The organism is Devosia sp. P3_B2, from assembly GCF_056402875.1.
The window spans coordinates 186694-211212 of record NZ_JBFUGO010000001.1; the positions used below are offsets into that span (position 1 = coordinate 186694).

The window sequence follows — 24519 nt, forward strand, 5'->3', positions numbered from 1 at the left end:
GGACGGGTTACTCTATGATGTTGGCCGCCCCTCGGGCGCGGTTCAGACTTCGAAAGCGGTTCCATGTATTCATCGTCACGCGGCAAATGGGTGGGTTTGCTCTATCTGGCGCCGGCTTTGCTGTTCGTCGCGGCCTTCACGGTCTATCCGTTCGGGCAGATGGTCTGGGTGTCGTTCCAGTCGTGGTCGCTGATCACGCCGCCCAAGTTTGTCGGCACAGCGAACTTCACCAAGGCGTTCGCTGACAAGCAGTTCTGGATCTCGCTGGGCTTCACGCTCAAATACACCCTGCTGATCACCCCGATCCTGATGATCGGGGGCTATGCGATCGCCCTGCTGGTGGCGGGCAATTCGAAGCTGCAGCGCACGGCGCGCACCATCGTCTTTATTCCCGTCGTCATCGGCCTCGGGGCCTCGAGCCTGCTCTGGTACTGGCTGTTCTCGCCGGACTCGGGGTTCATCAACACGATACTGCGCGACCTCGGCCTGATCCGGGAGCCGGTTCTCTGGCTCGGCGTCCATGCCGATCTCTCGAACTGGGCGATCATCATCTCCGTCACCTGGAAGGTCATCGGGTTTGGGATGATCCTGTTCGTCGGCGCCATCCAGGCGATCCCGGTCGAGGTCAACGAGGCGGCGCTGGTTGATGGCGCTTCGTTCTGGCAGCGGCTGGGGAGCATCACGCTGCCGCTGACGCTGAGGACCGTGCTGCTGGTAACCCTGATTTCGGTGATCGGCTCGCTGCTGGCGTTCGACCAGTTCTACATCATGACGGCCGGTCAGCCGCAGAACCTCACCGCAACGTCGGTGTTCTACGTCTATCTCAACGCCTTCCCGTATTTGAAACTCGGCTATGGCGCTGCGCTGTCGCTGATCCTTGCCGCCTTCGTGCTGTTGTTCACGCTGCTGCAGATGGTGCTAACCCGCAGGAGCCACGCATGAGTACCACTTGGACAGACCAGCGCATGGCAAGCGCGCCGGCGCGCTTCGGGTTCATCACGGCGCTTTGGCAGGGGCGCGGCAAATACCTCGCGGGCGCCGTGCTGATCGCACTGTCGCTGATCATGCTGCTGCCGATCTACGCGGCGGTCACCGCCTCGGTGAAGCTGCCGTCGGAAGCGGCGGCCATCCCGCCGACGTATTTCCCCCAGAGCTTCACCTTCGAGAGCTATCTCAAGCTCTGGGAGTATCAGGCCGGTCTGCCAGTCTACTTGCTCAATTCGTTCGGCACGGCATTCCTGACCATTGCGCTCACGCTACTGCTCACGATCCCGGCGGGGTTCGCCCTGGCGCGGTTTCCGATACCGGGCAAGGAAGCCCTGTTCGTCTTCCTGCTGATGGCGCTGATCATCCCCTACCAGGCTCTGCTCACCCCGATCTTCCTGATGTTCGCGCAACTGAAGCTCACTAATTCGCTGTTCGGGCTGGCGATCATCCACACCGCCATCCAGCTGCCCTTCAGCCTCTATGTGATGCGAAACAGTTTTGAGGCCATTCCCAAGGAGCTCGAGGAGGCCGCCGTCATCGATGGCTGCAACACGTTCCAGGTGCTGGTGCGCATCTGCCTGCCCTCGGTGGTGCCCTCCATCGTCACCGTTGCGCTGTTCGCCTTCATCACCTCGTGGAACGAGTTCCTCGGGGCGCTGGTGATGATGAACCGCGGCGAGACTTTTACCCTGCCGCTTATTCTCGCGGCGGCGCGCACGCGCACGATGCTCGGCGGCACCGATTGGGGCATGTTGCAGGCAGGGGTGACCGTCTCGATCATCCCTTGCATCGTCATCTACCTGCTGTTGCAGAAGTACTATGTTTCGGGCCTCCTCGCGGGAGCCGTGAAGTAGGACCCGCGATGACCGACGAGCCAAGCCCATTGCCAAGCCCCCCGCCAACCGAACGCACCGGCCGCCATGGCCCGACCATCCGCGACGTAGCGCGGATCGCCGGGGTGTCGATCGGCACGGCTTCGAAGGCGCTGAACTCGAACGGGCGGCTCCGGCAGGAGACGCGCGACAAGGTGACGGCGGTGGCGCGGGAGATCGGCTACCGGCCCAACGACATGGCGCAGAGCCTGCACCGGACGCGCTCGATGACCGTGGGGGTGCTCTCCACCGACTCGTTCGGCCGCTTCACCTTGCCGATCTTCCAGGCGCTGGAGGAGCAGTTTGCCGACCAGGGCATCGCCATCTTCATGTGCAACGCGACCGACGATCCGGAGCGCGAGCGGCAGCATCTCGACCAGTTGCTGGGCAAACGCATCGACGGGCTGGTGGTCACCGCCCGCCGCGCCGACAAGCGCCCGCCGGTCGGCCCGCTGCCGGCCGGGCTGCCGGTGATCTACGTATTCTCGCAGGCCGATGATCGCGATGCGCTGTGCCTCTTGCCCGACGACGAGGGCGGAGCGCGGCTGGCGGTGAAGCACCTGGGCGAGATCGGCAAGACGCGGATCGCGCATGTCACCGGGCCCGAGCATTTCGAGGCCGTGCAGTTGCGGCACCGCGGCTACCTGTCGGCATTGGCGGAACTCGGGCTCGCCGCGCATCCCGAGTTCTATCTCTCGGGCAAGTGGACCGAGGCATGGGGCCGCGACGCGGTGGCGGTGCTGTTCGATGGCCAGGCCGAACGACCCGACGCGATCTTTTGCGGCAACGACCTGATTGCCCGCGGCGTGGTCGATGCGCTGCGCGAGCGCCACATCGCCGTACCACAGGACGTAGCTGTGGTCGGCTTCGACAATTGGGAAGTCATGACCAACGCGGCGCGGCCGCCGCTCACAAGTGTCGACATGAATCTCTCGGCGCTCGGCCACGAGGCCGGGCGGCTGCTGATCGACATGATCGGCGGTGAGAAGGCGCGGGGCATCCGCAGGCTGCCCTGCACGCTGATGGTGCGCGAATCCACCAGCGGACAGGATTGAATCTAGTCGCCCGGCCGCTTGCTCGGCGGTGGGGCCAAGAGGAGTTGCAATGAGCCAGTATCATCCGGTGCGTTTTGTCGATGTCCGCCTCGAGGGCGACTTCTGGAAGGAACGGCTCGACACCGTGCTCGCCCGCACTATCCCCAGCCAGCACAAGAAGCTGGTCGAATACGGCTATCTCGACTCGCTCAAGCTGCCGAGCCCGCCGCCGCCGCTGCGCTTTCCGCGCCATGCCAACGGCTTCACCGTGCAGGTGTTCTGGGACAGCGACGTGGGCAAGTGGATCGAGGCCGCGGCTTACGCGCTGAGCCACAAGCGCGATGCGGATATCGAGGCCAAGATCGAGGCGATCGTCGACGATTTCGAGAAGGCGCAGGCGCCGGACGGCTATCTCAACTGCTGGTATCTCGGCCGCGAGCCCGAGAAGCGCTGGTCGAACATGCGCGACAATCACGAGCTCTACAACGCCGGCCACATGCTCGAAGGCGCCATCGCCTACTACGAGACCACCGGCCGGCGGCGCTGGCTCGACGTCATGGAGCGCTACGTCGAACACATCCGCCAGAACTTCGGCACCGGGCCGGGGCAGAAGCGCGGCTATTGCGGCCACCAGGAGATCGAGCTGGCGCTGATCAAGCTCTATCACCTGACCAAGGAGAAGAAACACCTCGACCTCGCCGCCTATTTCATCAACGAGCGCGGCAACCCGAACCCGCATTATTTCGACGTCGAGCGCGAGGAGCGCGAGAAGAAGGGCTGGGAGTGGCAGCGCTACGTGCAGGGCACGTACGAGTACTCGCAGTCGCACAAGCCGGTGCGCCAGCAGGACAAGGTGGTCGGGCACGCGGTGCGCGCCATGTACATGTACACGGCGATGGCCGACCTCGCGGTCGAGCTCAACGACGCGGGCCTCAAGGCGGCGTGCGAGACGCTGTGGAAGGACGTGATGGAGACCAAGATGTATGTGACGGCGGGCCTCGGACCGTCGGCGCATAACGAGGGCTTCACCTTCGATTACGACCTGCCAAACCAGACCGCCTACGCCGAAACCTGCGCCTCGGTGGCGCTGATCTTCTGGGCGCAGCGCATGCTGCACCTCGATCTCGACGGCAAGTACGCCGACGTGCTGGAGACGGCGCTGTTCAACGGCGCGCTTTCGGGCCTAAGCCGTGACGGCGAGCACTATTTCTACATGAACCCGCTGGAGAGCAACGGCACGCCGACCCGCTGGGACTGGCACACCTGCCCATGCTGTACGATGAACGTGTCACGGCTGGTCGCCTCGGTCGGCGGCTACTTCGTCTCGACCGCACCGGACGGCATTGCCTTCCACCTCTATGGCGGCATCTCGACCAAGCTCGACGTCGGCGCCACCGAAGTGGCGGTGCGCGAGGTCTCGAACTATCCGTGGTCGGGCGATATCGCCATCGAGATCGATCCGGCGGCGGAAAAGGCGTTCGACGTGAAGCTGCGCGTCCCCGGCTGGTGCAAGGGCGCGACGGCGAAAGTGAATGGCGAGGCGGTGACGCTGTCGCCGGTGAAGGGCTACGCTACCCTCCACCGCACCTGGAAGAAGGGCGATAAGATCAGCCTCGAGCTGCCGATGCCGGTCGAGCGCGTCTACGCCAACCCGCATGTGGTGATGGATGTCGGCCGCGTAGCGCTGACCCGCGGCCCGCTGGTCTACTGCCTCGAGGAGGCCGACAATCCGGGCGGCACGGTGCAGCGTTTCAAGCTGCCGCGGCAGAGCGAGATTGCGGTGAAGCAGTCGAACCTGTTCGACGGCATCATCCAACTGACGGCCGGCGGCAAGGCGGTGGACGAGGGCGAGTTCAAGCCGCTCTACCGCACCAGCCCACCCAAGGACGCACCGGCGACGCTCACGGCGCTGCCGTATTACCTCTGGGCCAACCGCGGGCAGGGCTCGATGGTAGTGTGGATCCCGGAGGCTTGAGCCTTCTGCCACTGATGACGCAGGTGTGTGCCTTCTCCCCTTGTGGGAGAAGGCAAGAGGGGACGCCTACTCCGCCGCCTGCCCGCCAAACTGCGATTCCAGCAGCGCCCGCTCATAGGCCAGGCGCGAGCTCGCCCGCTGCGGCACCTCGAAGTGCTCGTCCATGGCGCGGGCGAACAGTTTTTCGCGCTCTTCCTCGGTCGACATGAAGAACGGATAGCGGCGCAGCGTTGCCGGCAGCTTGGTGTTCACATAGGCGCCGTAGAGCGCCACCGGAAAGGCGAGGCCGGGGTAGACGCGGACATCCGACATCTCCTCGGAACCGAAGACCCGGCGGTAGAACGCGGTGTGCTCGGGGCGGACCAGCGCCAGGCAGGCGTCGGCCTTGAAGAACAGCGAGGCCATCACGGCGATCCTGAGCGTCAGGAACGGCAGCGCGGGGTAGGCCAGCGATGCTTCGTAGTCGGCGGTGAAGCGTGATGGATCGATGAAAGTTTCGCCCCGCGCGAGCAGCGGCTCGAGCACATCAGGGCAACTTTTCATCGACGGGCCGAACGGGTGCTTGGCACTTACGTGATGCAGACGGATAGAACTGACCAGCTCGCCGTCAATATGGACCCCGAAGCTCATGCCGTTGGGAGCAGTGTCGAGGTCGTCGACGACTATTCCGGCGTCGTTGAACGGCACGGACTCTTCGCGGCGATAAGCTTCGTAGCGCAACCGGTAGATCGGATTGTCGGTTACATCCATGCGAACGCGCGAGTATTCAACGCGATCGAGTATTTCCATGAGCGTGCCGGCGAAGCGAGACACCGGGGCAGCTGACGCCGCTGCCGAACCTTCCACGTCCGAACGCATAGAGAACTCCGCAAACTTCGATAACAGTTTAACCTTTCGTTAGGCATAATAAAATTGCCAAATGCGCACAGAGGCCGCGCCATTTACGCATAAGCACGCAATGCCCCGTGCGTTGCGCCGAATTCTATTGATTTCAGAAGATGTTAAGCGGTCTTAACCACGTTTGCGGTTAGTCGCACCAACCGTCATGACCCGCTCGACGGTGGCCCGGGCGGCCATGCGGGCAATCAGCTCCGCCACTTCGCGACGCGGCAGCGGCACGCCGAACAGATAACCCTGAATCTGGTCGACCTTTGAGTGCTCGGCGATCAGGTTCAGCTGCTCTTCGGTCTCGACGCCCTCGGCCGTGACCGTCAGGTTGATGTCCTTGCCGAGCTGGGCGACGTTCGAGAGCAGCTTCAGCGACCGCGGGTTCTCGGCGATGTCCATGACGAAGGAGCGGTCGATCTTCAGCTTGGTGAAGGGCAGCGCCTGCAGGTAGCTCAGCGAGGAGTAGCCGGTGCCGAAATCGTCGAGGGCGATGCCGATGCCCTGCTTGGCGAGCTTGGCGAGGATCTTGGTGGCGGCGGCGCGCTCCTCGATGACGGCGGTCTCGGTGACCTCGATCTCGAGGCGCTGCGGGTCGAGGCCGGAGCCGGCGAGCGCGCTCTTGACCATCCCGGCCACGTCGGCGTTGCGGAAATCGCGGGCGGAGATGTTGACCGACACCGAGACTTCCTCGGGCCAGTTGCGGCATTCGGCCGTGGCGGTAGCCAGCACCCAGCGGCTGATCTCGGAGATCAGGCCGGTTTCCTCGGCGATCGGAATGAACAGCGACGGCGGGATCGAGCCCAGTTCGGGATGGTGCCAGCGGGCCAGGGCCTCGCAGCTCACCACGCGCCTGGTCTTCAGGTCGACGATCGGCTGGAACACCAGCGATAGGTTGCCTGCTGCGACGGTGGCCTTGAGCTCGGCCTTGAGGCGCTGGCGGTAACGGTAGTCGGTGTCCATCTCGTCGTGGAACACCTGGCTGCGTCCCTTGCCCAGCGCCTTGGCCTTGTAGAGCGCCAGGTCAGCCTTGGTCATCAGCGCGTCCATGTCGTCACTGCCGTCGGTGAGCGTGACCACGCCAACCGAGACATTGACCGAGAACACTTCGCCCTCGACCTCGAACGGGCCGCGGAAGCCGCCGAGGATGGCCTCGGGATCGGTGACGGTGTCGGAAAGCTGCACCCCGCCGGAGCGGTAGACGACGTACTCATCGCCGCCCAGGCGGGCGACGAGGCTGTCCTTGCCGAGCACGCGGTTCAGCCGCTCGGAGGTCTCGATCAGCACGCGGTCGCCGATCAGGTGGCCCATGGTGTCGTTGACATGCTTGAAGTCATCGATATCGACGATCATCAGCATGGCCATGTCGTTGGGGCGCTTGTCGCCATGGTGGCGGCGGCGTTCGAGGTCGGCCTCGACCTGCTCGGTGAAGTAGGCGCGGTTGGGCAGGCCGGTCAGCGTGTCGTAATGCGCCATGTAGTTGATGCGCTCTTCGGCCTTCACGCGCTCGGTGATGTCTTCGAACAGCAGCACGGTCTTGTCGAGGCGCGACGACACGGTGACTTCGCAGAACTGCCCGTCGGAGAGGCGCAGCACCACCTTGCCGCCGTCGCCGGCAGTGACGGTGTCCATCAGCTGGGTGGCGGAGCGCTGCGGAATGCTGCCGCGCGTGGCGGCGGCCGAGATCATTGCGGCAAACGGCCGACCGGCCCAGTTGCCGGGCATGAAGCTCGAAAACACCAGCTCGGCGCGATCGTTGGCGACAGCGATCAGGCCGTTCTCGTCGAGCATGCAGAGGCCATGCTGCATGGTTTCGAGCGCGGCATCGAGTTCGGAGGCGAGGCGGGTGGCCTCGATACGGCCGTGCACGGCGCGCAACAGGATGGCGCGGATATTGGCCGAAACCTTGCGCAGCGACACGACGAAGGCGATCAGCACCACGCTGAGCATGGCGGTGTGCAATGCGCCATCGAACAGCATGGCGATGGCCATGCCGGCGCCGATCAGGATCACCTGGCTGGTGACGAGGCGATCGATGGCGAAGTTGCGGCCGGCGACGCCGACCAGCACCGCGACGGTGACCGAGAGCGAGCTCATCTCGGCGAACGCGGTGTTCACGACGAGGAAGCTGTAGCTCATCCAGAAGCCGTAGAGCGCCGCAATGGCCGCGGCGCCGACGGTGGCGCGCAGTTCCCAGCGGGTGGCAGTGGCGACATCGTCGTCCGCCAGGTCGGATTTCTCGAAGGCGCGCATGTCGATGTCGCGGGCGACGCCGACAATGGCAAATCCGATGGCGACGGCGAGCAGCACCCAGGAGTTGCCTTCGAGGCCGGCAACGGCGGCAACAAGCGCAGACGACAAGGCGCCAAGCATCATGACGCGCCGGTCCGCGTAAAGCGACCGGATCATCGAGACGTAATCGACAGGCGGCAGTGACTTGTGCGCTGGCTCGAACATAGACCTCACCAAGGTCCGGTGATCTTGCCCGGTTAGGCGTTAATGCCTGCTTTCAGGCCAGCGTAAGCCAGCACCCAAGCGCGACGCAGGGGCGGTGTTCAGGGGCCCAATTGCTTGGGATGGTTTATGCTTCGTTTGGCCAATTGGTACCAGTCGCCCGGATTGGGGCGTCTCGGCACAGTCCCCGCCCTTCGCCGGGGTGACGCAGTGGGTAGGAAATGGGACGAGACAGCCCCTAGGGCTGCGCTTCCTTGTCCTCGTCGAACTCCAGCAGTTCGATCATCGCGCCCAGTTGCGGCACCGTGTCGTAATACGCATAGCGCCCGTGGCTGCCGTCGAACTCGCCGCGCTGCAGCAGGCGGTGGCCCTTGCCCTCGAGATAGGCGTCGCGCTTGGTGAGGTTCCGGGTCCTGAACGCGATGTGGTGGCAGCCCGGGCCGCGCTCTTCGAGCAGGTCGCGCCAGGCGCTCTTTTCCGGCCCGGGTTCGAGGAACTCAAAATCGATGTTGCCGAACTTGAACATGATGATCTTGCAGCCGACCTCGGTCGGGCGGCCGTTGTAGATCGCCTTCGCCTCCTCAGGCTCGGCGGCCTTGCCCATCTCGGGCACCGGCTTGCCGGTCAGCTCGGAGAACCAGGTTGCCGATTTGACCACGTCATCGGTGACGAAGCAGATCTGCATGATCTCGTCCTCGTCGAGCAGGCGCTTGTCCATTTCGAAGTCCTCACGATGGTGGGGGCCGGCGACCCTCTGGGAAGGAAGGGGCCGCCGGCCAGGAGGAGATCAGCCGAGGATGGTCTCGTAGTTCTCCTTCATCTTGGCGATCGCATCGTCGACCGTCATTGCCGGGTCGCTCCAGAAGCCGAACACCACGTCCCAGATCGAGTTCTGCCAGTCCGCATCTGCGGTGTTGTGCGGGTTAGGCACCTGGTGGGTGGGGTCCTTCAGCACCTCGAGGACGTTCTTGGAGCAGAGGTCGAGGGCTTCGGCCGGTGCGTCGAGCCGGGTCGGGGTTGAGCCCTTCACCTTGGCGAACTCGCCCTGGATCGCCGGATCGAGCACCACCGAGGCGAAGTCGAGTTCGGCCTTGTCGATGTCAGCAGCCTGGTTGCCGAGCAGGCCCCAGGCATCGACCGTCACGACGACGGCCTTCGCACCGGGCACTGGCACGCAACCGTAGTCGGTACCGGCGACTTTGCCGGCGGCTGTCCACTCGCCCTTCATCCAGTCGCCATGCAGCTGCATCAGCGCCTTGCCGGTGATCACCATGTTGGTGGTGACGTTCCAGTCGCGGTTGGCGGCGCCTTCGTCGGCGACCTGCTGGAACTTGCGGATGGTCTCCAGCAGCGTTTTCATCTCGGGCGTGTCGAGCACCGCCGGATCGGGGGTTTCGCCATAGATCTTGGTGTAGAACTCGGGCCCGCCGATGGCGCCGGCGAGGGCGTGGGTCAGGTAGCCGATCTGCCATTGCTGCGCGCCGATGGCGATCGGGATGTAGCCCGCCGCTTTGATCTTGTCGAAATCGGCGAACATGGCGTCGAGCGAAGTCCAGCCGGCCGGATCGACCCCTGCGGCCTTCGCCACCTCCATGTTGTAGTAGACCATGCCGTCGATATGGATGGCGGTCGGCACTTTGACGATTTCGCCGTCGACGGTGATCGACTTCTTCACCGAGTCCGGCAGCTTATCGAGATAGCCATTCTCGGTGTACCAGGCGGTCAGGTCCTTCGCGAGGCCGAGTCCGCGCAGGTCGCGATAGACGCCGGGGCTCGATTCCATGAACAGGTTCGGCGGGTTGCCGCCGGTGACCAGCCCCATCAGGGTGACGTTGGAGCCGGTGTCATGCGGCACGGCGAAATCGGTCCAGGTGTCGCCCTTCGCCTCGAGCCCTTTCTTCAGGACATTGAGCGCGCCGACTTCGGCCGGCGACGACCAGCCGTGGTAGACGGTGACGTCGGTGGCGTGTGCGGCGAGTGGCAGGGCGGTGAGCATGAGGGCGGCGACAAGGCCGGCCAGAGTCTTCTTCGGCATCACGTTTTTGTTCAGCATCGTCAATCCTCCTCGTTGATGCGTCGGCACGTCTGAAACTGCTGTTGGCTAGAGGCGCTGCCCGCTGCGGGCATCGAACACGTTGGCCTTGCCGCGGGCGAAGGGCACGGAGACCGCGTCGCCCTGCTTGAGGCCGGCGGTTCTCGAGGGTTCGACGCGGATGGCGAGCAGGTTCTCGCCATGCTTGAGATAAGCGGTGGCGTCGCTGCCGGTACGCTCGGTGTACTGGACCGGCAGGGTGAAGGTGGCGGCCGCGCCGGGCAGCGTTTCGCCGGGGGCACCGAAATGCTCCGGCCGCAACCCGAGGATGACAGGCGCGCCATCGGTGGGCGCGGTCTTGAACGGATAGCTGCCGAGATCGAAGCGGATGCCATCGAGTTCGGCGGCGACGGTGCCATCGGCCTTCTTCAGCGTGGCGGGCCTCAAATTCATCGAGGGTGCGCCGATGAAGCCGGCGACGAACAGGTTGGCCGGGTGCTCGTAGATTTCGTCGGGGGTGCCGAACTGCTGGATCACCCCACCATCCATCACCGCGATCTTGGTGGCCATGGTCATGGCCTCGATCTGGTCGTGGGTGACGTAGACGATGGTGGATTTCAGCTCGTCGTGAAGCTTCTTGATCTCGAGCCGCATCTCGGTGCGGAGCTTGGCGTCGAGGTTCGAGAGCGGCTCGTCGAACAGGAAGACGCCGACATTCTTCACCAGTGCCCGCCCGATGGCGACGCGCTGGCGCTGGCCGCCCGACAACTGCGCGGGCTTCCTGTCGAGGAGCGGCTCGATCTGCAGCAGCTTTGCCGCCCAGGCGATGCGCTTGTCGATCTCGGCCGCCGGGAGCTTCGACGCTGCAAGCCCGAACTTGAGGTTTCCGCGTGCCGTCTTGGTCGGATAGAGCGCGTAGGACTGGAACACCATGGCAAGCCCGCGATCCTTGGGATCGAGGTCGGTGACGTCGCGCTCGCCGATCATGATGCGGCCGTCGCTGACATCGAGCAGGCCGGCGAGGAGGTTCAGCAACGTGGTCTTGCCGCAGCCCGACGGCCCCAGCAGCACGAGGAAATCGCCGTCATCCACCTCCAGGTTGAGATCCCTCAGGACCGTCACCGCGCCGTAGTTCTTGTGGATGTGTTCGAACGAAACGCGTGGCATGAGCTAACCCTTGATCGCCCCGGCGGTGATGCCCTGGACGAAGAATTTTCCAAGCAAGAAGTAGATGACGAGCGGCGGGATGGCGGTGAGCAGCGCCGCCGCCATGTCCTCGTTGTAGGAAGCCGTGCCGGTCGAGACGACCACGGTATTGGCGAGGATGACGGTCATCGGCTGGTTGTTGATGCCGCCGAAGGTGACGCCGATCAGATAGTCGTTCCAGATCGAGGTGATCTGCAGGATCAGCACCACGATCAGGATATTGCCGCTCATCGGCAGGATGATCTCGAAGAACACCCGCCAGAACGAGCCGGAATCCATCATTGCGGCGCTGATGATCTCCTGCGGCACGTCCTTGTAGTAATTGCGGAAAATCAGCGTCAGCACCGGCATGGCGAGCACCGCGTGGACAATCGCGATGCCCCAGAGCGTCGAGTAGATCTGCAGGTTCGCCGAGAGCACGATCAGCGGATACATGAGGATCTGGAACGGCACGAAGGCGCACATGAAGAGCAGGAACAGGAAGCCGTTGGCCCACTTCACGTTCCACAGCGCCAGCGCGTAGCCGGTAATGCAACTAAGCCCGATCGATAGGATCAGCGAGGGGAACAGGATCATCACCGAGTTGAAGAAGCCGACCTTCAGCCCGTTGCACTTGATGCCCGAGCAGGCGTGGTTCCAGGCGAGGTCCCAGGCCTCGAAGGTGATCGTCGTGGGCAGCGAGAAGATCTCGCCCAGCCGGATCTGGTCCATGCTCTTCAGTGACGTGACCAGCACCACGTAGAGCGGCACGCAGAAGAACAGCGCGCAGATGGTGAGGAAGCCGAGCACCGCGATGGAGCGGGCCGAAATGGCCTTCTTCTTCCGCGGAAAGTAGGGCGCCTGGCTGACCACGATCTCGGCGCCGAGCGCCTGCTGCGGAGCGGTGAGGGAGCTCATTTTGCGGTCTCCGCACGGCGACGGCGGCTGAGCGCAGTGATCGCCACCAGCGGCAGGAAGATCACCAGGGTGATCGCCAGCATCATGGTGGCGGCGGCCGAGGCGTAGCCGAGATTGCCCTTGGGCCCGAGCGCATTGATGGTGAAATAGGCCGGCACCCAGGTCGACTGGCCGGGCCCGCCATTAGTCATGGCGATGACGATGTCGTAGGCCTTGACCACGCCGAGCGAGAGCAAGATGGCGCAGGTGAGGAAGGTGAACTTCATCATCGGCACGATGATCTCGAGATAGAGCCGCCACAGGCTCACGCCATCAAGGCGCGCGGCGCTCCAGATCTCGGTATTGATGCCTTTGAGCCCCGCCAGCATCAGGGCCATGTAGAAGCCCGAGCTCTGCCAGATCGAGGCGAGGATGATGGCGTACATCGCGGTATCGCCATTCGCCAGCCAGTTGAAATCGACCCAGGTGAAGCCGAGGCCGTGGAGGAAATGCTCGAGCCCCAGCGTCGGGTTGAGGATCCAGCGCCAGGCGACGCCGGTGACGATCAGCGACACCGCGAGCGGATAGAGGAATAGCGTGCGGAAGAAGCCTTCACCGCGGCGCTCGCGCTCGATCATGGCGGCAAGGATGAAGCCGAAGACGATGGCGAGCGCGCTGCCGAGCCCGAGGACGATCAGGTTGCTGAGCGAGATCTGCCAGCCTTCGTCCTTGAAGATGCGATCGTAGTTCCGCGACCACTCTTCCCAGTTGATGGTGTACTCGGGGAGCCGCCGGCTGCGGGTCAGCGACAGGTACATGGTCCAGACGATGCCGCCGATGAACACCACCGCGGTCACCGCGACAGCTGGGATCAGCGCAAGCTGCGGCGACCATCGGCTCCACCGAATGACCATTCGCTCCCTCCCCGGCATTCTTCGGCAATCCCCACTGCCGTCGAACGCTCCCGCTGGCGACTTGTCAGCCAACCTGTATTATCGTTAAACTAAGCGAATGAGAGGCGTCAACCGGGAATCTGCGGCTGGTGCAAAAGTGGCATCGGGCGACAAGACACCGGGGGATGCCGTGGGTGACGAACGCTCCGGTGTCTAGGAGGCAAGTGATTGACGACGAATAGCAATATTCCGCCGATGGGGTTCGGAACCTATGGCCGGACCGGGGCGGAGGGGATCGAGGCGCTGCTGTTCGCGCTTGAGCTCGGCTACCGGCACCTCGACACCGCGCAGGGCTACGACACCGAGCACAAATGCGGCGTAGCGCTCAAGCGCTCCGGCCTCAAGCGCGATGAGGTGTTCCTCACCACCAAGATCGACGGCCGCAACTCAGCCCCCGGACCGCTGATCCCATCACTGGAAAAGAGCCGCGACACGCTCGGCGTCGACAGCCTCGACCTGACGCTGATCCATTGGCCGGTGGGGCCGGGCGGTCGGCTCGACATGGAGGGTTACCTCCCCGAACTGCTCGAGGCGCAGGCGCGTGGGCTGACCCGGCTGATCGGCGGCTCCAACTTCACCATCGCCGACCTGCAGGAGGCTGAACGCATCGCCGGGCCCGGCAAGATCGATAACAACCAGTTCGAGCGACACCCGCTGTTGCAGAACCAGAAGCTGGTAAACTACTGCAACGCCAACGGAATCTCCGTGACCTGCTACCTGCCGCTGGCGCGCGGCGCCTGCGCCGGCGTGCCGGAGATCGAGGCGATCGCGGCGCGGCACGGCGCAACCGTGCACCAGGTGGCGCTGGCCTTCTCGCTCCAGCAGGGGCTGATCGTCATCCCGACCTCCGGCAAGCATGAACGGATCGCCGAGAATTTTGCGGCACGCGAGCTGAAGCTCACCGATGACGAGATGGCCACCATTGCAGGCGTAGATCGGGGCGCGCGGCAAATCGATCCGTCATGGAGCCCGAAATGGGACTGAGGGACGCGATGGTACAGCTGTCCTGTCGTATTAGCGTTCGTATGAAATCGTACGGGATCTCGCGGAAGTCGCGGAAGAATCTGCTTTTCCTTGGTAATACGACGCTGAAATGCGCTAATGCCTCGCCATTGCAGGGCGCTGCGGCGCACGCGGGATAAGGGGTCGGCTCGTCGCATGGGCAAGTCCATCGTTCGACTGAAGGACATCGCCGACAAGACCGGGTTCTCGACCAACACCGTGTCGCTGGCCTTGCGCGAAAGCCCGCGCATCCCCGAGCCGACGCGGCTGCTGATCCGCAACGCCGCTGCCGAGCTCAACTACCTGCCCAACCAGATCGCCAAGTCGCTGGTCAGCCGCGAGACCAAGACCATCGGCCTGGTGCTGACCGACATCAACAACCCGACGCTGACCCACACCGCGCAGGCGATCGAGAAGGCGCTGGCCGCGCGCGGCTACGGCACGCTGTTCGCCACGTCGAACAATAATCTCAACGACGAGCTGCGGGCGATCGAGCTGGTCCGCGCCCGCCAGGTCGACGGCATCCTGATCTACCCGACGACGCACCGAAAGCTCGACCATCTGCGCGTGCTGCGGCGCGCCAACTATCCGATCGTTCTGCTGGTGGGAGATCCCGATGCCGGGATCGATGCGGTGTGCATGGACGAGCGGCGCGGCGCCTACAAGGCGACGCGGCACCTGATCGATATCGGCCACACCGAGATCGGCATCATCGATAGCGCCGATCCCAACGGCAACCTCGAAAAGCGCGAGGGCTACCGGCAGGCGATGGAGGAGGCGGGCATCCGCCCCAAGCCGGAATTCCACATCGACCCCTTGGGCAACTCGGTAGAGCGCGGCTACTGGGCGGTGGATACGCTGATGACCAATGCCAAGCGCCCGACAGCGGTATTCGCCTCCAACGATTCCCTTGCCATCGGGGTGCTGCGCTGGTGCCTCAAGCACGGGCTGAAAGTGCCCGAGGACCTGGCCATCGTCGGCATGGACAATATCGAATACGCCGAATACGCCTCGGTGCCGCTCTCGAGCGTCAACTACGCGGTCGAGACCGTCACCCGCATGGCGGTCGAGCGGCTGATGCGCCTGATCGCCGCCGGCGATGAACTGCCGGAGCCGCGGGTGACGCAGATCGACCCGGACCTCGTCGTGCGGGAATCGACGCAGCCGGAGCGCTAATCGGCCAGCTTCGCCAGCGCCGCCTCCAACGCCGCGAATGCCTCCGGCCCCAGCTTCTCGCGGTATTGCGCCTCGATCAGCCGCTTTACCCGGTTACGCTCGGCAAAGTCCCGCAGCCCCAGTTCGGTGAGCACGATGCGCTTGGCGCGGCCGTCATTGGGGTCCGGGGCCCGGCCGACCACCCCTTGCGCCTCCAACTGGTCGACCAGCTGCTGTACCGCCTGCTTGGTCAGTCCCATGCGCTCGGTCAGCAGCGCCTGCGAGATGCCCGAAGGCCCTAGGTGCGCCAGCACTTCGCCCGCGGCGCTCTGGTGCCAGGGATAGCCGCGCGTCGCCAGCTCCGCCCGCATCTGGTTGCGCCAGTCATGCGCCGCCCGCCACAGGGCAACGCCAATGTGGTGGATGCTCTTCAGATCATTATCGTCAAGGGACTTGACCACATTCGTTTCCGCGGATAGATCGTCAAGCCGCTTGACTAGCACGGCGCGCCGCCGATCGCCAGCAGGCCCAGGAAAGGATGCACAGATGATCGTAAGGGATCGCAACACGCTGAGCGCGCTGCTGGTCGGCAGCACGCATTATATCGGGATGGGGCCGGGCAAGGAGGCGGCGGTCTACTATCGCACCGCCGATGAAGCCCATATGGGGCTGCCAGACGGGACCCGGCGCAGCGGCACCTGGCGGCTCACCGATACAGGCTACCATGTCGACTGGACCGATGGTCCGAGCGCCGACTGGCAGATCGATGTTGAGCCGGGCCGCATTGCCTATGTCGATTCCGGTGGCGAAGAGCGCGGGCTGGTCTCGCGCATCGTGCCGGGCGATGCGGCGGGGCTCGCAGCGTGACCCGATCCGGCGCCTTCCACGGGGGGCGCCGGATCGCTTGCCACGGATCGGGCGTTATGCGGCCGCAGTCTTGCGACTCATACACCCGAGGAAATTGATAATGGTCGATAAGCTTGAGCCTGCCGCCCGCGAAGCCGCCCTCCAGAAGCTCAATGGCTGGATCTACGACCCGACGACCGACGCCATCAGCCACGATTTCAAGTTCAAGAATTTCTCCGAGGCCTTCTCGTTCATGACCCGCGTGGCGCTGGCCGCCGAGAAGATGGACCATCACCCGGAATGGTCGAACGTCTACAACAAGGTGCGGATCACGCTCACCACGCACTCGGCGGGCGGGCTGACCGAAAAGGACATGAAGCTCGCCGAAAAGGTCGACCGGCTGATGATCTGACGGCGCCCGCGTCCACCCTTTGCATCCGCCCAGGCTTGCCGCATGATGGCGCGAGGGCGGAGGTATGAGATGCGGGCAGCGCGGCTCCATGCAGCAGGTCAGATGATCGTCGAGGACCTGCCGAGGCCCGTGCCAGGGCCGCATGACTTGCTGGTGAAGGTCGAGGCCTGCGGCATCTGCGGCTCGGATCGGCACATGTACCGCGGTGAGTTTCCCACCGCCAAACCGGTGACGCTGGGCCATGAGTTCTCCGGCCTCGTGGAGGAGGCGGGAGCCGAAGTCGAGGGCTTCCGCATCGGCACGCGGATCACCGGCGATCCGAACATCGCCTGCGGCGCGTGCGACGATTGCCTCGGCGGGCGCCCCAATCTCTGCCACGAGCTGAGCGCCATCGGGGTGCACCGCGACGGTGGCTTCGCCGAGTATGTACTGGTGCCGCAGAGCCAGGCGGTGGCGCTGCCGCCGAGCCTCGATCCGCTGCACGGCGCATTCTGCGAGCCGGTGTCGTGCTGTCTCCACGCCATCGACGTGGCCCGCATCCCGTCCGGTGGCTCCGTCGTGATCCTCGGCGGTGGGGTGATCGGGCTGCTGATGGTCGAGCTGGCGCTGCTCGCCGGAGCCGGCACGGTGGTGCTCTCCACCCGGCAGGCGCCGCGGCGGGCGCTGGCGCTGGAACTGGGCGCACATCACGTGGTCGATGCCGGGGCCGATCCGGTAGCGGCGGTCGCGGCGATCCTGCCGCGAGGTGCCGATGTGGTGCTCGAATGCGCCGGGGTGGGCGAGACATTCGTACAGTCGATCGCCATGGCGAGGCGCGGCGGCACGGCGGTGTTTTTCGGCGTGGTGCCCGAGGGCGAGAAGGTGGCCGTGGCGCCGTTCGAGCTCCTGACCAAGGAATTGCGGCTCGAGAGCGCCTGGCTCAATCCGCTGACCCATCCCCGCGCCGCCGAACTGATCGCGCAGGGGGCATTGTCGGTCGACCGGCTGATCACCCGTACCGTCAGGCTCGACGAGGTGCCTGCGGCCATCGCCGAGGCGCCACAGTTCGGCGAGATCAAGCTGATCATGGCGGGGTGAGTAGGGACGGCGCGGAGGCGATGGGCGGATATCCGGCCATCCCACACCCCATCATCAGCCGTGGGGCTTCTCTGCCTGGGCACAACCTCGCCGCAATCGCTCCATTGAGGCGGCGGGCCAGAGGTCGTCCTCGTAGTAGATGTCGAAGGCGGGAACGTCGGGCGATAGGGTGATCCACGGCTGCTTGGATCGGGCGAAGACGTGGGCTTGTGGTATGAGCGCGGTGGGATCGTCTAGTGTCCCGACGCGGACAAACCGACGCCAACCTTTGTTCCCGTAGTCGCTCCAGACCGCAACCTGGCAAATTGGACAGCGGAAGACGATGTGAGGCTCGCCACTAGGCGCCGGCACGGGCACCGCTACGGGATCGGCCCCTGTAGTCCTCATGCGATCTGCCTCGATGATCGCGTTGATGACGAACGCCCCGCCCGTCTGCCGCTGGCAGTCAAGGCAGTGGCAGCACTGGACGAACATCGGCGTATCTAGCAACTCGTAGCGGACGTGCCCACACGCGCACCCACCTCTCAGCGGATAGGTCATCGCTTTCTCCCTCGTCAGCCGATCATAGCCTCGGGTCGGCGCTTCTCAAGCACATCGCGGGGGCACCCCCACGCCATCACCTCGGGTGTCTGGGCTGGCACTCTCAGGCCGCATCCGCGACGAAAGTCGGCCCCCAAATCTGCGGCACACCCATGATTTTGCCGCAGTTTTCCCGGCCTCATTGGCTTGCGGAGGGGCGCGCGATGGCCCATCTTCGCTCTCTCACTCGCTTCAACCAGTTTCAGGGTAATTCCCGCCGGAGGTTCCGCTTATGCCGCACAGTACACCCCTGATCTCGACGATCGTTGTGGGTCTGGTGCTGGCATTCATCCTCGGCGCAATCGCCAACCGCTTCCGCATGCCGCCGCTGGTGGGCTACCTCGTGGCGGGGGTGCTGGTCGGGCCGTTCACTCCCGGTTTCGTCGCCGACGCCTCGCTCGCCAACGAGCTGAGCGAGATCGGCGTGATCCTCCTGATGTTTGGCGTCGGGCTGCATTTCTCGCTGAAGGACCTGCTGTCGGTACGGGCCATCGCCATCCCTGGCGCCATCGTGCAGATCGGCGGCGCCACCATCATGGGGCTTGGCCTCGCGATGCTGCTCGGCTGGGGGCTGGGTGCCGGGCTGATCTTCGGCCTGGCGCTGTCGGTTGCCTCCACCGTCGTGCTGCTCAAGGCGCTGCAGGACCGGCACATGGTCGACAGCGAGAAGGGCCGCATCGCGGTCGGCTGGCTGATCGTCGAAGACCTCGCCATGGTGCTGGCGCTGGTGCTGATCCCGGCCATTGCCAGCCTCAACGGCGTGGAAGCTGCGACACTGCACGATCCGTTCGTCGATTTCGTCGAGCGCATCTTCAATACCGAGCTCGGCATTGTCGGCATCCTGGCGGTGACGGTGGTCAAGCTTGCGGCATTTGTCGGCTTCATGCTGGTGGTCGGCCGCCGGGTGATCCCGTCCATCCTCCACTACACCGCGCATACCGGCAGCCGTGAGCTGTTCCGCCTTGCCGTGCTGGCCATCGCGCTCGGCGTGGCGGCCGGCGCGGCCTATCTCTTCGGCGTGTCACTGGCGCTGGGCGCGTTCTTTGCCGGGATGATCCTATCGGAAAGCGAGCTGTCGCATCGCGCGGCGCAGGAAAGCCTGCCGCTGCGCGACGCCTTCGCGGTGCTGTTCTTCGTCGCTGTCGGCATGCTGTTCGACCCGACGATCCTGCTGCGCGATCCGCTGCCGGTGCTGGCGACGGTGCTGATCATCATCTTCGGCAAGTCGATCCTCGCCTTCCTCATCGTCGTGGCGTTCCGCCGTCCGGTGGGCACGGCGCTCACCATTTCGGCGAGCCTCGCGCAGATCGGCGAGTTCTCGTTCATCCTCGCGGCGCTCGGCGTAGGGCTCGGCATCCTACCGCCCGAAGGACGTGACCTGGTCCTCGCCGGTTCCATCATCTCGATCATCCTCAACCCGGTGATCTTCGTCGTGCTTGATCTGCTGCGGCCGGCGCTGGAGCACCGCTTCGGCCGGCCGGCTGAGGCAATGGGCGGGGCTGCCGCCGAGCGTACCGAGCCGGACCTCGTGACGGCGGCGCCGCGGACGGCGGCCGCCGAGGCACCGACCGAGACAGAGCCGACGGAAGTGCCGACGGCGCAGACGGGCCACGTCATCATCGTCGGCTTCGGCCGGGTCGGCTCCGTGGTCGGCGAGGCACTGCTCGAAGCGAAGACGCCGTTCCTCGTGGTCGAGGATGCGGAGGGCAGGGCCAATGCGGCCCGTGCGCTCGGCATCGAAGTGGTGGTCGGCAACGCCGCCGCTTCGAAGGTGCTCACGCTCGCCAATGTCGCCGGCGCCACTACGGTGGTGATCGCCATCCCCAATGCGTTCGAGGCCGGGCAGGCGGTGGAGCAAGCGCGCAAGCAGAACCCCAAACTGCTGATCGTGGCGCGGGCGCATTCGGACGAGGAAGAGACGCACCTGAAGACGCTCGGCGCGGATGTGGTGATCCTCGGCGAACGCGAGATCGGCCTCGGCATGGTCGATGTGATCAACCGCGACAGCAAGGCCGTGGCGGAGATAACCGCCTCCGATGCCGTCGAGTCGGTGCTGGCGCCGCTGGCTGCCGCCGGCCTGACGACGAAGCTGCCGTCGGATCCGAACCTCCTCGCCGAGGCGATAGAGGCGGCGCAGGCCGAAGCTCAGCACCCGGATGCCGGGCCGGCGGAGCCGCCGGCCGTGGTGCCGGCTTATGGCCAAGAGCCTGATGCCGAACCTGAACTGTCGGCTGAGATTGAAGCGCCCGCCGAACCGGATGAGGAAGCGGTCGAGCCCGAGGACATCGCCGAACTCGAGGCTCTGGATGGCGCGGCAGTCGCAGCTGTCGAGTCCGCAGTCGAGACAGAGCCGGCCATACCCGCAGCGGTCGACGACGCGCCGGTCGTGCCGGTGGTGCGCCCAAATCGGCCTGCGACGACCCCCGGCGTGCCGTTCAATCCCGAGGTGCCACCGCCGGTCGCCGAAGAGGAGAAGGCTTGAGCCTTCCGGGCAATGGTTTGTTCACGCCGGACTCGGTATATCCTAGCGTGGCGGTCGAGTTAGCGGCCGCATCGGACAAAGCCCGCGATGATTTCGCAAAAGGCAAAATACGCGCTGCGGGCGCTGGTGGCACTGTGCAAGGTGCCCGCCGGCGAGTCGGTGATGATCTCCGAGATCTCGCGCGGCCAGGCGATCCCCAAGAAGTTCCTCGAGCAGATCCTGCTCGAGCTGAAGCGCGCCGGCATCGTCATGAGCCGTCGCGGCCGGCTCGGCGGTTACGTGCTGCTGCGGGCGCCCGAGCAGGTGACGTTCGGTGAGGTGCTGCGACTGATCGATGGGCCGATCGCGCCGCTGCCGTGCCTTTCGAAGATCGCCTATCGCAAATGCGTCGACTGCGCCGAGGAAGCGAGCTGCGAAATCCGCCACGTCTTCGCCAGGGTGACGATCGCCACCCGCGAAGTGCTCGACCAGACGACGCTGGCCGACGCGGTGATGGCCAAGGACGAACTGGTTTAGCGCTAGGGTCCCCTCGATCACCGGCCGGTTGGTGGGCGATGGTGGCGTGGCAACTCCTGCAACCCGCTGCCAGCCCTGAGCGTTTACACCCAACCCGCGGCTGAACGCGGTTTCACTCTCGCGCAAAGCCATGCTCATCCACAGGGGTGAATTCGAGGTTTGCGCAATGGCGATGCTGCTGCTAGCCTTCCCAGAGAAAGCTATTCCGCTTCGCTGTGCCACCGCAACCTGCGGCTTCCTTGAGAATGCCGACTAACCAGGTAGAGTTACGGTAGTTAATCTTCACCAGGAGGACATGATGAAGAGAACGGCCCAGATTCTCGCGCTTGGCGGCCTTGCCGTAGCGCTCGCCTTCACCGGCGCCGTCACGGCTCGCGCCGCGGACCAGACCCTGCTCAACGTTTCGTATGACCCGACCCGTGAGCTCTACGAGCAGTTCAACGAGGCGTTCGCCAAGCATTGGAAAGAGACCAATGGCGGCAATGTCACCATCGAGCAGAGCCATGGCGGCTCGGGCAAGCAGGCCCAGGCGGTGATCGACGGCCTCGCGGCCGATGTCGTCACCCTGGCGCTCGAAGGCGATATCAACGCCATCGTCAAGAAGTCCGGGCTGATCGACGAGAACTGGCGTGCCGAGTTCCCGAACAACTCGACGCCCTACACCTCGACCATCGTGTTCCTCGTCCGCAAGGGCAACCCCAAGGCGATCGCCGACTGGGGTGACCTGATCAAGGACGGGGTCGAAGTGATCACGCCGAACCCCAAGACCTCGGGTGGTGCGCGCTGGAACTACCTCGCGGCCTGGGCCTACGCCAACAAGACCTTCGGCGGCGACGAAGCCAAGGACGCCGATTTCATCAAGCAGCTCTACAGCCACGTGCCGGTGCTCGATACCGGCGCCCGCGGCTCGACCGTGACCTTCGCGCAGAAGGAACTGGGCGACGTGCTGCTGGCCTGGGAGAACGAGGCCTATCTCGTGCAGGACGAATTCGGCGCCGACAATTTCGACATCGTGTATCCGCCGACCTCGATCCTCGCCGAGCCGCCGGTCGCCATCGTCGACAAGAACGTCGAAGCCCACGGCACCGCCGATCTCGCCAAGGCCTACATCGAATATCTCTACTCGCCCGAGGGCCAGACGCTGGCGGCCAAGAACCACTATCGCCCGTCCGACCCGTCGATCGTTACCGACCAGGCGCTCGTCGCGGCCTTCCCAAAGATCGATCTGATCTCTATTGATGATCCGCTTTTTGGCGGCTGGAAGACGGCGCAGCCCAAGCATTTCGGGGACGGGGGCATCTTTGACCAGGTCTACACCCCTGCGCAGTAATGCAGTGGCAGGGGCGCCTCGCGGCGCCGCCGGAAATTCATCCCACCCCGCGCGAGCGGGGTGGAGTTTTGTAAAGCCCAGCGTCATCCCGGGTTTCGGGCTGACCTTCGGCTACACCATCCTCTATCTCAGCCTCATCGTGCTGATCCCGATCGCCGGGCTGTTCCTCAAGGCGGCAACCACCCCGCTCGAGCAGATCATCAAGATCGCCACCTCGCCGCGCACCCTCAAGGCGCTCGAGGTGAGCTTCGGCTCGTCGCTGGTCGCGGCGCTGGTCAACGTGGTGTTCGGCATCATCGTCGCCTGGGTGCTGGTGCGTTACAAGTTCCCCGGCCGCCGGCTGCTCGATGCCATCGTCGACCTGCCGTTCGCCCTGCCGACGGCAGTGGCGGGCATTGCGCTCTCGTCCCTCTACGCGCCCAAGGGCTGGATCGGCTCACTGTTCTCGGACAAGTCGCCGCTCTGGCAGTGGTGGCACGGCCAGACCTGGCTGCCCTTCGGGCTCAGCGAATTCTCGCTCAACTTCAAGATCGCCTACACCCCCACCGGTATCGTCATCGCGCTGATCTTCATCGGCCTGCCGTTCGTGGTGCGCACGGTGCAGCCGGTGCTCGAAGAGTTCGAGCAGGAGCTCGAGGAAGCTGCGGCGACGCTCGGCGCCAATCGTTGGCAGACCATCACCGCGGTGATCCTGCCGCGGCTCACACCGGCACTGCTCACCGGCTTCGCGCTGGCCTTCGCCCGCGCCGTCGGCGAATACGGCTCGGTGATCTTCATCGCCGGCAACCTCCCCAATATCTCGGAGATCGCGCCGGTGCTGATCGTCATCAAGCTCGAAGAATTCGACCAGGCGGGTGCGGCTGTCATCGCCGGCATCATGCTGATCATCGCCTTCATCATGCTGCTGGTCATCAACCTGATCCAGGCCTGGGCCCGGCGGAGGTTCGGCAATGTTTGAGCCAGATGTCGTATACGACAGCCGGCGGGTCATCCTGCCGGAAGAGCACACCCGCCCGACGACCGAGCGGCCATGGGTGCGCTACACGCTGATCGGCATCGCCGTGGCATTCATGGCGTTCGTCCTGGTGTTGCCGCTGGTGCTGGTATTCGTCGAGGCGTTCCGCAAAGGCGCGGAGACCTATTTCGAGGCGTTCTCGGATCGCAACTCGCAGACCGCGATCATGCTGACGCTGATCGTCGCGGCCATCGCCGTGCCGCTCAACCTGGTGTTCGGCATCGCTGCCGCCTGGTGCGTCGCCAAATACGAGTTCTGGGGCAAGAGCTTCCTCACTACGCTGATCGACCTGCCGTTTTCGGTATCCCCCGTGGTTTCGGGCATGGTCTACGTGCTGCTGTTCGGGGCGCAGAGCGCGCTGCATCCGCTGCTCAAGGCCTACAATATCGAGATCATCTTTGCGGTGCCGGGCATCGTGCTCGCGACGATCTTCGTCACCTTCCCGTTCATCGCCCGCGAACTGATCCCGCTGATGCAGGACCAGGGCAATACCGACGAGGAAGCGGCGCTGTCGCTCGGCGCCACCGGCTGGCAGACTTTCCGCCGGGTGACGCTGCCCAACATCAAGTGGGGCCTGCTCTACGGCGTGCTGCTCTGCAACGCCCGCGCCATGGGCGAGTTCGGTGCGGTGTCCGTCGTCTCGGGTCACATCCGCGGCAAGACGACAACGATGCCGCTCGACATCGAAATCCTCTACAACGAGTACAATTTCACCGCGGCCTTCGCCATCGCATCGCTGCTGGCGATGCTGGCGCTGGTGACGCTGGTGTTCAAAACCATCCTCGAGTACCGCTTCGGCGACGAACTCGCAGGCACACGCCGACACTGAAA

The 24519-nt window shown here is 64.7% G+C and carries 22 protein-coding genes and 1 pseudogene; 14 read left to right on the forward strand and 9 right to left on the reverse strand.

Annotated features, from left to right (window positions below; genetic code table 11):
* Positions 1-63 precede the first annotated feature (63 nt).
* From AC1DV8_RS00985 to AC1DV8_RS01000, 4 genes are read left to right on the forward strand one after another with little or no spacing between them, the layout of a single operon-like run.
* Positions 64-942, forward strand: a complete 879-nt coding sequence (locus tag AC1DV8_RS00985; protein WP_477156145.1) for a carbohydrate ABC transporter permease — start codon at positions 64-66, stop codon at positions 940-942.
* The gene (locus AC1DV8_RS00990) at positions 939-1841 is read left to right on the forward strand and encodes a carbohydrate ABC transporter permease (RefSeq protein WP_477148304.1); all 903 of its coding nucleotides are present in this window, start codon (positions 939-941) and stop codon (positions 1839-1841) included. The genes AC1DV8_RS00985 and AC1DV8_RS00990 overlap by 4 nt, the downstream gene beginning before the upstream one ends.
* Before the next feature lie 8 nt (positions 1842-1849).
* Positions 1850-2914 carry a LacI family DNA-binding transcriptional regulator gene (locus tag AC1DV8_RS00995; RefSeq protein WP_477156146.1) on the forward strand — a complete coding sequence of 355 codons (1065 nt, stop codon included), beginning with the start codon at positions 1850-1852 and terminating at the stop codon, positions 2912-2914.
* 49 nt (positions 2915-2963) lie between these two features.
* A complete protein-coding gene (locus AC1DV8_RS01000) occupies positions 2964-4868 on the forward strand; it encodes a glycoside hydrolase family 127 protein (protein ID WP_477156147.1) in 1905 nt (634 codons plus the stop codon).
* A gap of 66 nt (positions 4869-4934) precedes the next feature.
* Here the strand turns inward: AC1DV8_RS01000 and AC1DV8_RS01005 are convergent, their stop codons facing one another.
* From AC1DV8_RS01005 to AC1DV8_RS01035, 7 genes are all read right to left on the reverse strand, one after another.
* The gene (locus tag AC1DV8_RS01005; protein WP_477148301.1) at positions 4935-5726 is read right to left on the reverse strand and encodes an N-acyl amino acid synthase FeeM domain-containing protein; all 792 of its coding nucleotides are present in this window, start codon (positions 5724-5726) and stop codon (positions 4935-4937) included.
* Positions 5727-5879: 153 nt separating this feature from the next.
* The gene (locus AC1DV8_RS01010) at positions 5880-8210 is read right to left on the reverse strand and encodes a putative bifunctional diguanylate cyclase/phosphodiesterase (RefSeq protein WP_477148300.1); all 2331 of its coding nucleotides are present in this window, start codon (positions 8208-8210) and stop codon (positions 5880-5882) included.
* A gap of 235 nt (positions 8211-8445) precedes the next feature.
* Entirely contained in the window at positions 8446-8925 is a 480-nt protein-coding gene (locus tag AC1DV8_RS01015; protein WP_477156148.1) for a VOC family protein, read from the reverse strand.
* A 69-nt stretch (positions 8926-8994) separates the two neighbouring features.
* Positions 8995-10260 (reverse strand): ABC transporter substrate-binding protein, encoded by a 1266-nt coding sequence (locus AC1DV8_RS01020; RefSeq protein WP_477156149.1) that lies wholly within the window; start codon positions 10258-10260, stop codon positions 8995-8997.
* A gap of 48 nt (positions 10261-10308) precedes the next feature.
* Positions 10309-11406, reverse strand: coding sequence for an ABC transporter ATP-binding protein (locus AC1DV8_RS01025; RefSeq protein ID WP_477156150.1), 1098 nt, complete (start codon positions 11404-11406; stop codon positions 10309-10311).
* A 3-nt stretch (positions 11407-11409) separates the two neighbouring features.
* Positions 11410-12342: a carbohydrate ABC transporter permease gene (locus AC1DV8_RS01030; protein ID WP_477156151.1), complete on the reverse strand. Its 933-nt coding sequence runs from the start codon at positions 12340-12342 to the stop codon at positions 11410-11412.
* Positions 12339-13235: a carbohydrate ABC transporter permease gene (locus tag AC1DV8_RS01035; RefSeq protein WP_477156152.1), complete on the reverse strand. Its 897-nt coding sequence runs from the start codon at positions 13233-13235 to the stop codon at positions 12339-12341. Before AC1DV8_RS01035 ends, AC1DV8_RS01030 begins: the two co-directional genes overlap by 4 nt.
* Positions 13236-13442: 207 nt before the next feature.
* Here AC1DV8_RS01035 and AC1DV8_RS01040 point away from each other — a divergent pair, with 207 nt between their 5' ends.
* Both AC1DV8_RS01040 and AC1DV8_RS01045 read left to right on the forward strand, forming a co-directional pair.
* Entirely contained in the window at positions 13443-14258 is an 816-nt protein-coding gene (locus tag AC1DV8_RS01040) for an aldo/keto reductase (RefSeq protein ID WP_477156153.1), read from the forward strand.
* A gap of 174 nt (positions 14259-14432) precedes the next feature.
* A complete protein-coding gene (locus AC1DV8_RS01045) occupies positions 14433-15452 on the forward strand; it encodes a LacI family DNA-binding transcriptional regulator (RefSeq protein ID WP_477148293.1) in 1020 nt (339 codons plus the stop codon).
* On the opposite strand, the gene AC1DV8_RS01050 is transcribed toward AC1DV8_RS01045, so the two are convergent.
* Positions 15449-15892 carry a MarR family winged helix-turn-helix transcriptional regulator gene (locus AC1DV8_RS01050; protein WP_477156154.1) on the reverse strand — a complete coding sequence of 148 codons (444 nt, stop codon included), beginning with the start codon at positions 15890-15892 and terminating at the stop codon, positions 15449-15451. The genes AC1DV8_RS01045 and AC1DV8_RS01050 overlap by 4 nt on opposite strands.
* A gap of 85 nt (positions 15893-15977) precedes the next feature.
* Between AC1DV8_RS01050 and AC1DV8_RS01055 the strand changes: the two genes are divergently transcribed.
* The 3 genes from AC1DV8_RS01055 (at position 15978) to AC1DV8_RS01065 (ending at position 17766) form a co-directional block, all read left to right on the forward strand.
* Positions 15978-16298, forward strand: coding sequence for a hypothetical protein (locus AC1DV8_RS01055; RefSeq protein WP_477148291.1), 321 nt, complete (start codon positions 15978-15980; stop codon positions 16296-16298).
* 100 nt (positions 16299-16398) lie between these two features.
* Positions 16399-16689, forward strand: coding sequence for a 4a-hydroxytetrahydrobiopterin dehydratase (locus tag AC1DV8_RS01060; protein WP_477148290.1), 291 nt, complete (start codon positions 16399-16401; stop codon positions 16687-16689).
* 69 nt (positions 16690-16758) lie between these two features.
* Complete coding sequence (locus AC1DV8_RS01065; protein WP_477156155.1) at positions 16759-17766, forward strand: zinc-dependent alcohol dehydrogenase family protein; 1008 nt, start codon at positions 16759-16761, stop codon at positions 17764-17766.
* A gap of 54 nt (positions 17767-17820) precedes the next feature.
* Here AC1DV8_RS01065 and AC1DV8_RS01070 read toward each other — a convergent pair whose 3' ends face one another.
* Positions 17821-18306, reverse strand: a complete 486-nt coding sequence (locus tag AC1DV8_RS01070; RefSeq protein ID WP_477156156.1) for a GFA family protein — start codon at positions 18304-18306, stop codon at positions 17821-17823.
* Positions 18307-18577: 271 nt separating this feature from the next.
* Between AC1DV8_RS01070 and AC1DV8_RS01075 the strand changes: the two are divergent.
* The 5 genes and pseudogenes from AC1DV8_RS01075 to cysW all read left to right on the forward strand — a co-directional run.
* A pseudogene (locus AC1DV8_RS01075) lies at positions 18578-20407 on the forward strand (cation:proton antiporter domain-containing protein); the annotation flags it as partial.
* A 507-nt stretch (positions 20408-20914) separates the two neighbouring features.
* A complete protein-coding gene (locus AC1DV8_RS01080; RefSeq protein ID WP_477148287.1) occupies positions 20915-21343 on the forward strand; it encodes an RrF2 family transcriptional regulator in 429 nt (142 codons plus the stop codon).
* A 298-nt stretch (positions 21344-21641) separates the two neighbouring features.
* A complete protein-coding gene (locus tag AC1DV8_RS01085; protein WP_477156157.1) occupies positions 21642-22673 on the forward strand; it encodes a sulfate ABC transporter substrate-binding protein in 1032 nt (343 codons plus the stop codon).
* A gap of 4 nt (positions 22674-22677) precedes the next feature.
* A complete protein-coding gene (locus AC1DV8_RS01090; protein WP_477156158.1) occupies positions 22678-23631 on the forward strand; it encodes a sulfate ABC transporter permease subunit CysT in 954 nt (317 codons plus the stop codon).
* Complete coding sequence (gene cysW / locus AC1DV8_RS01095) at positions 23624-24517, forward strand: sulfate ABC transporter permease subunit CysW (RefSeq protein WP_477156159.1); 894 nt, start codon at positions 23624-23626, stop codon at positions 24515-24517. The genes AC1DV8_RS01090 and cysW overlap by 8 nt, the downstream gene beginning before the upstream one ends.
* Positions 24518-24519: the final 2 nt, after the last annotated feature.

What these genes read in the sequence shown, in the direction of transcription:
- AC1DV8_RS01065 (WP_477156155.1), top strand. Translation starts at nt 16,759, where the DNA reads ATGCGGGCAGCGCGGCTCCATGCAGCAGGTCAGATGATCGTCGAGGAC.
- AC1DV8_RS00985 (WP_477156145.1), top strand. Translation starts at nt 64, where the DNA reads ATGTATTCATCGTCACGCGGCAAATGGGTGGGTTTGCTCTATCTGGCG.
- cysW (WP_477156159.1), top strand. Translation starts at nt 23,624, where the DNA reads ATGTTTGAGCCAGATGTCGTATACGACAGCCGGCGGGTCATCCTGCCG.
- AC1DV8_RS01030 (WP_477156151.1), bottom strand. Translation starts at nt 12,342, where the DNA reads ATGAGCTCCCTCACCGCTCCGCAGCAGGCGCTCGGCGCCGAGATCGTG.
- AC1DV8_RS01025 (WP_477156150.1), bottom strand. Translation starts at nt 11,406, where the DNA reads ATGCCACGCGTTTCGTTCGAACACATCCACAAGAACTACGGCGCGGTG.
- AC1DV8_RS01020 (WP_477156149.1), bottom strand. Translation starts at nt 10,260, where the DNA reads ATGCTGAACAAAAACGTGATGCCGAAGAAGACTCTGGCCGGCCTTGTC.
- AC1DV8_RS01045 (WP_477148293.1), top strand. Translation starts at nt 14,433, where the DNA reads ATGGGCAAGTCCATCGTTCGACTGAAGGACATCGCCGACAAGACCGGG.
- AC1DV8_RS01085 (WP_477156157.1), top strand. Translation starts at nt 21,642, where the DNA reads ATGAAGAGAACGGCCCAGATTCTCGCGCTTGGCGGCCTTGCCGTAGCG.
- AC1DV8_RS01015 (WP_477156148.1), bottom strand. Translation starts at nt 8,925, where the DNA reads ATGGACAAGCGCCTGCTCGACGAGGACGAGATCATGCAGATCTGCTTC.
- AC1DV8_RS01010 (WP_477148300.1), bottom strand. Translation starts at nt 8,210, where the DNA reads ATGTTCGAGCCAGCGCACAAGTCACTGCCGCCTGTCGATTACGTCTCG.
- AC1DV8_RS00990 (WP_477148304.1), top strand. Translation starts at nt 939, where the DNA reads ATGAGTACCACTTGGACAGACCAGCGCATGGCAAGCGCGCCGGCGCGC.
- AC1DV8_RS01070 (WP_477156156.1), bottom strand. Translation starts at nt 18,306, where the DNA reads ATGACCTATCCGCTGAGAGGTGGGTGCGCGTGTGGGCACGTCCGCTAC.
- AC1DV8_RS01035 (WP_477156152.1), bottom strand. Translation starts at nt 13,235, where the DNA reads ATGGTCATTCGGTGGAGCCGATGGTCGCCGCAGCTTGCGCTGATCCCA.
- AC1DV8_RS00995 (WP_477156146.1), top strand. Translation starts at nt 1,850, where the DNA reads ATGACCGACGAGCCAAGCCCATTGCCAAGCCCCCCGCCAACCGAACGC.
- AC1DV8_RS01060 (WP_477148290.1), top strand. Translation starts at nt 16,399, where the DNA reads ATGGTCGATAAGCTTGAGCCTGCCGCCCGCGAAGCCGCCCTCCAGAAG.
- AC1DV8_RS01055 (WP_477148291.1), top strand. Translation starts at nt 15,978, where the DNA reads ATGATCGTAAGGGATCGCAACACGCTGAGCGCGCTGCTGGTCGGCAGC.
- AC1DV8_RS01005 (WP_477148301.1), bottom strand. Translation starts at nt 5,726, where the DNA reads ATGCGTTCGGACGTGGAAGGTTCGGCAGCGGCGTCAGCTGCCCCGGTG.
- AC1DV8_RS01080 (WP_477148287.1), top strand. Translation starts at nt 20,915, where the DNA reads ATGATTTCGCAAAAGGCAAAATACGCGCTGCGGGCGCTGGTGGCACTG.
- AC1DV8_RS01000 (WP_477156147.1), top strand. Translation starts at nt 2,964, where the DNA reads ATGAGCCAGTATCATCCGGTGCGTTTTGTCGATGTCCGCCTCGAGGGC.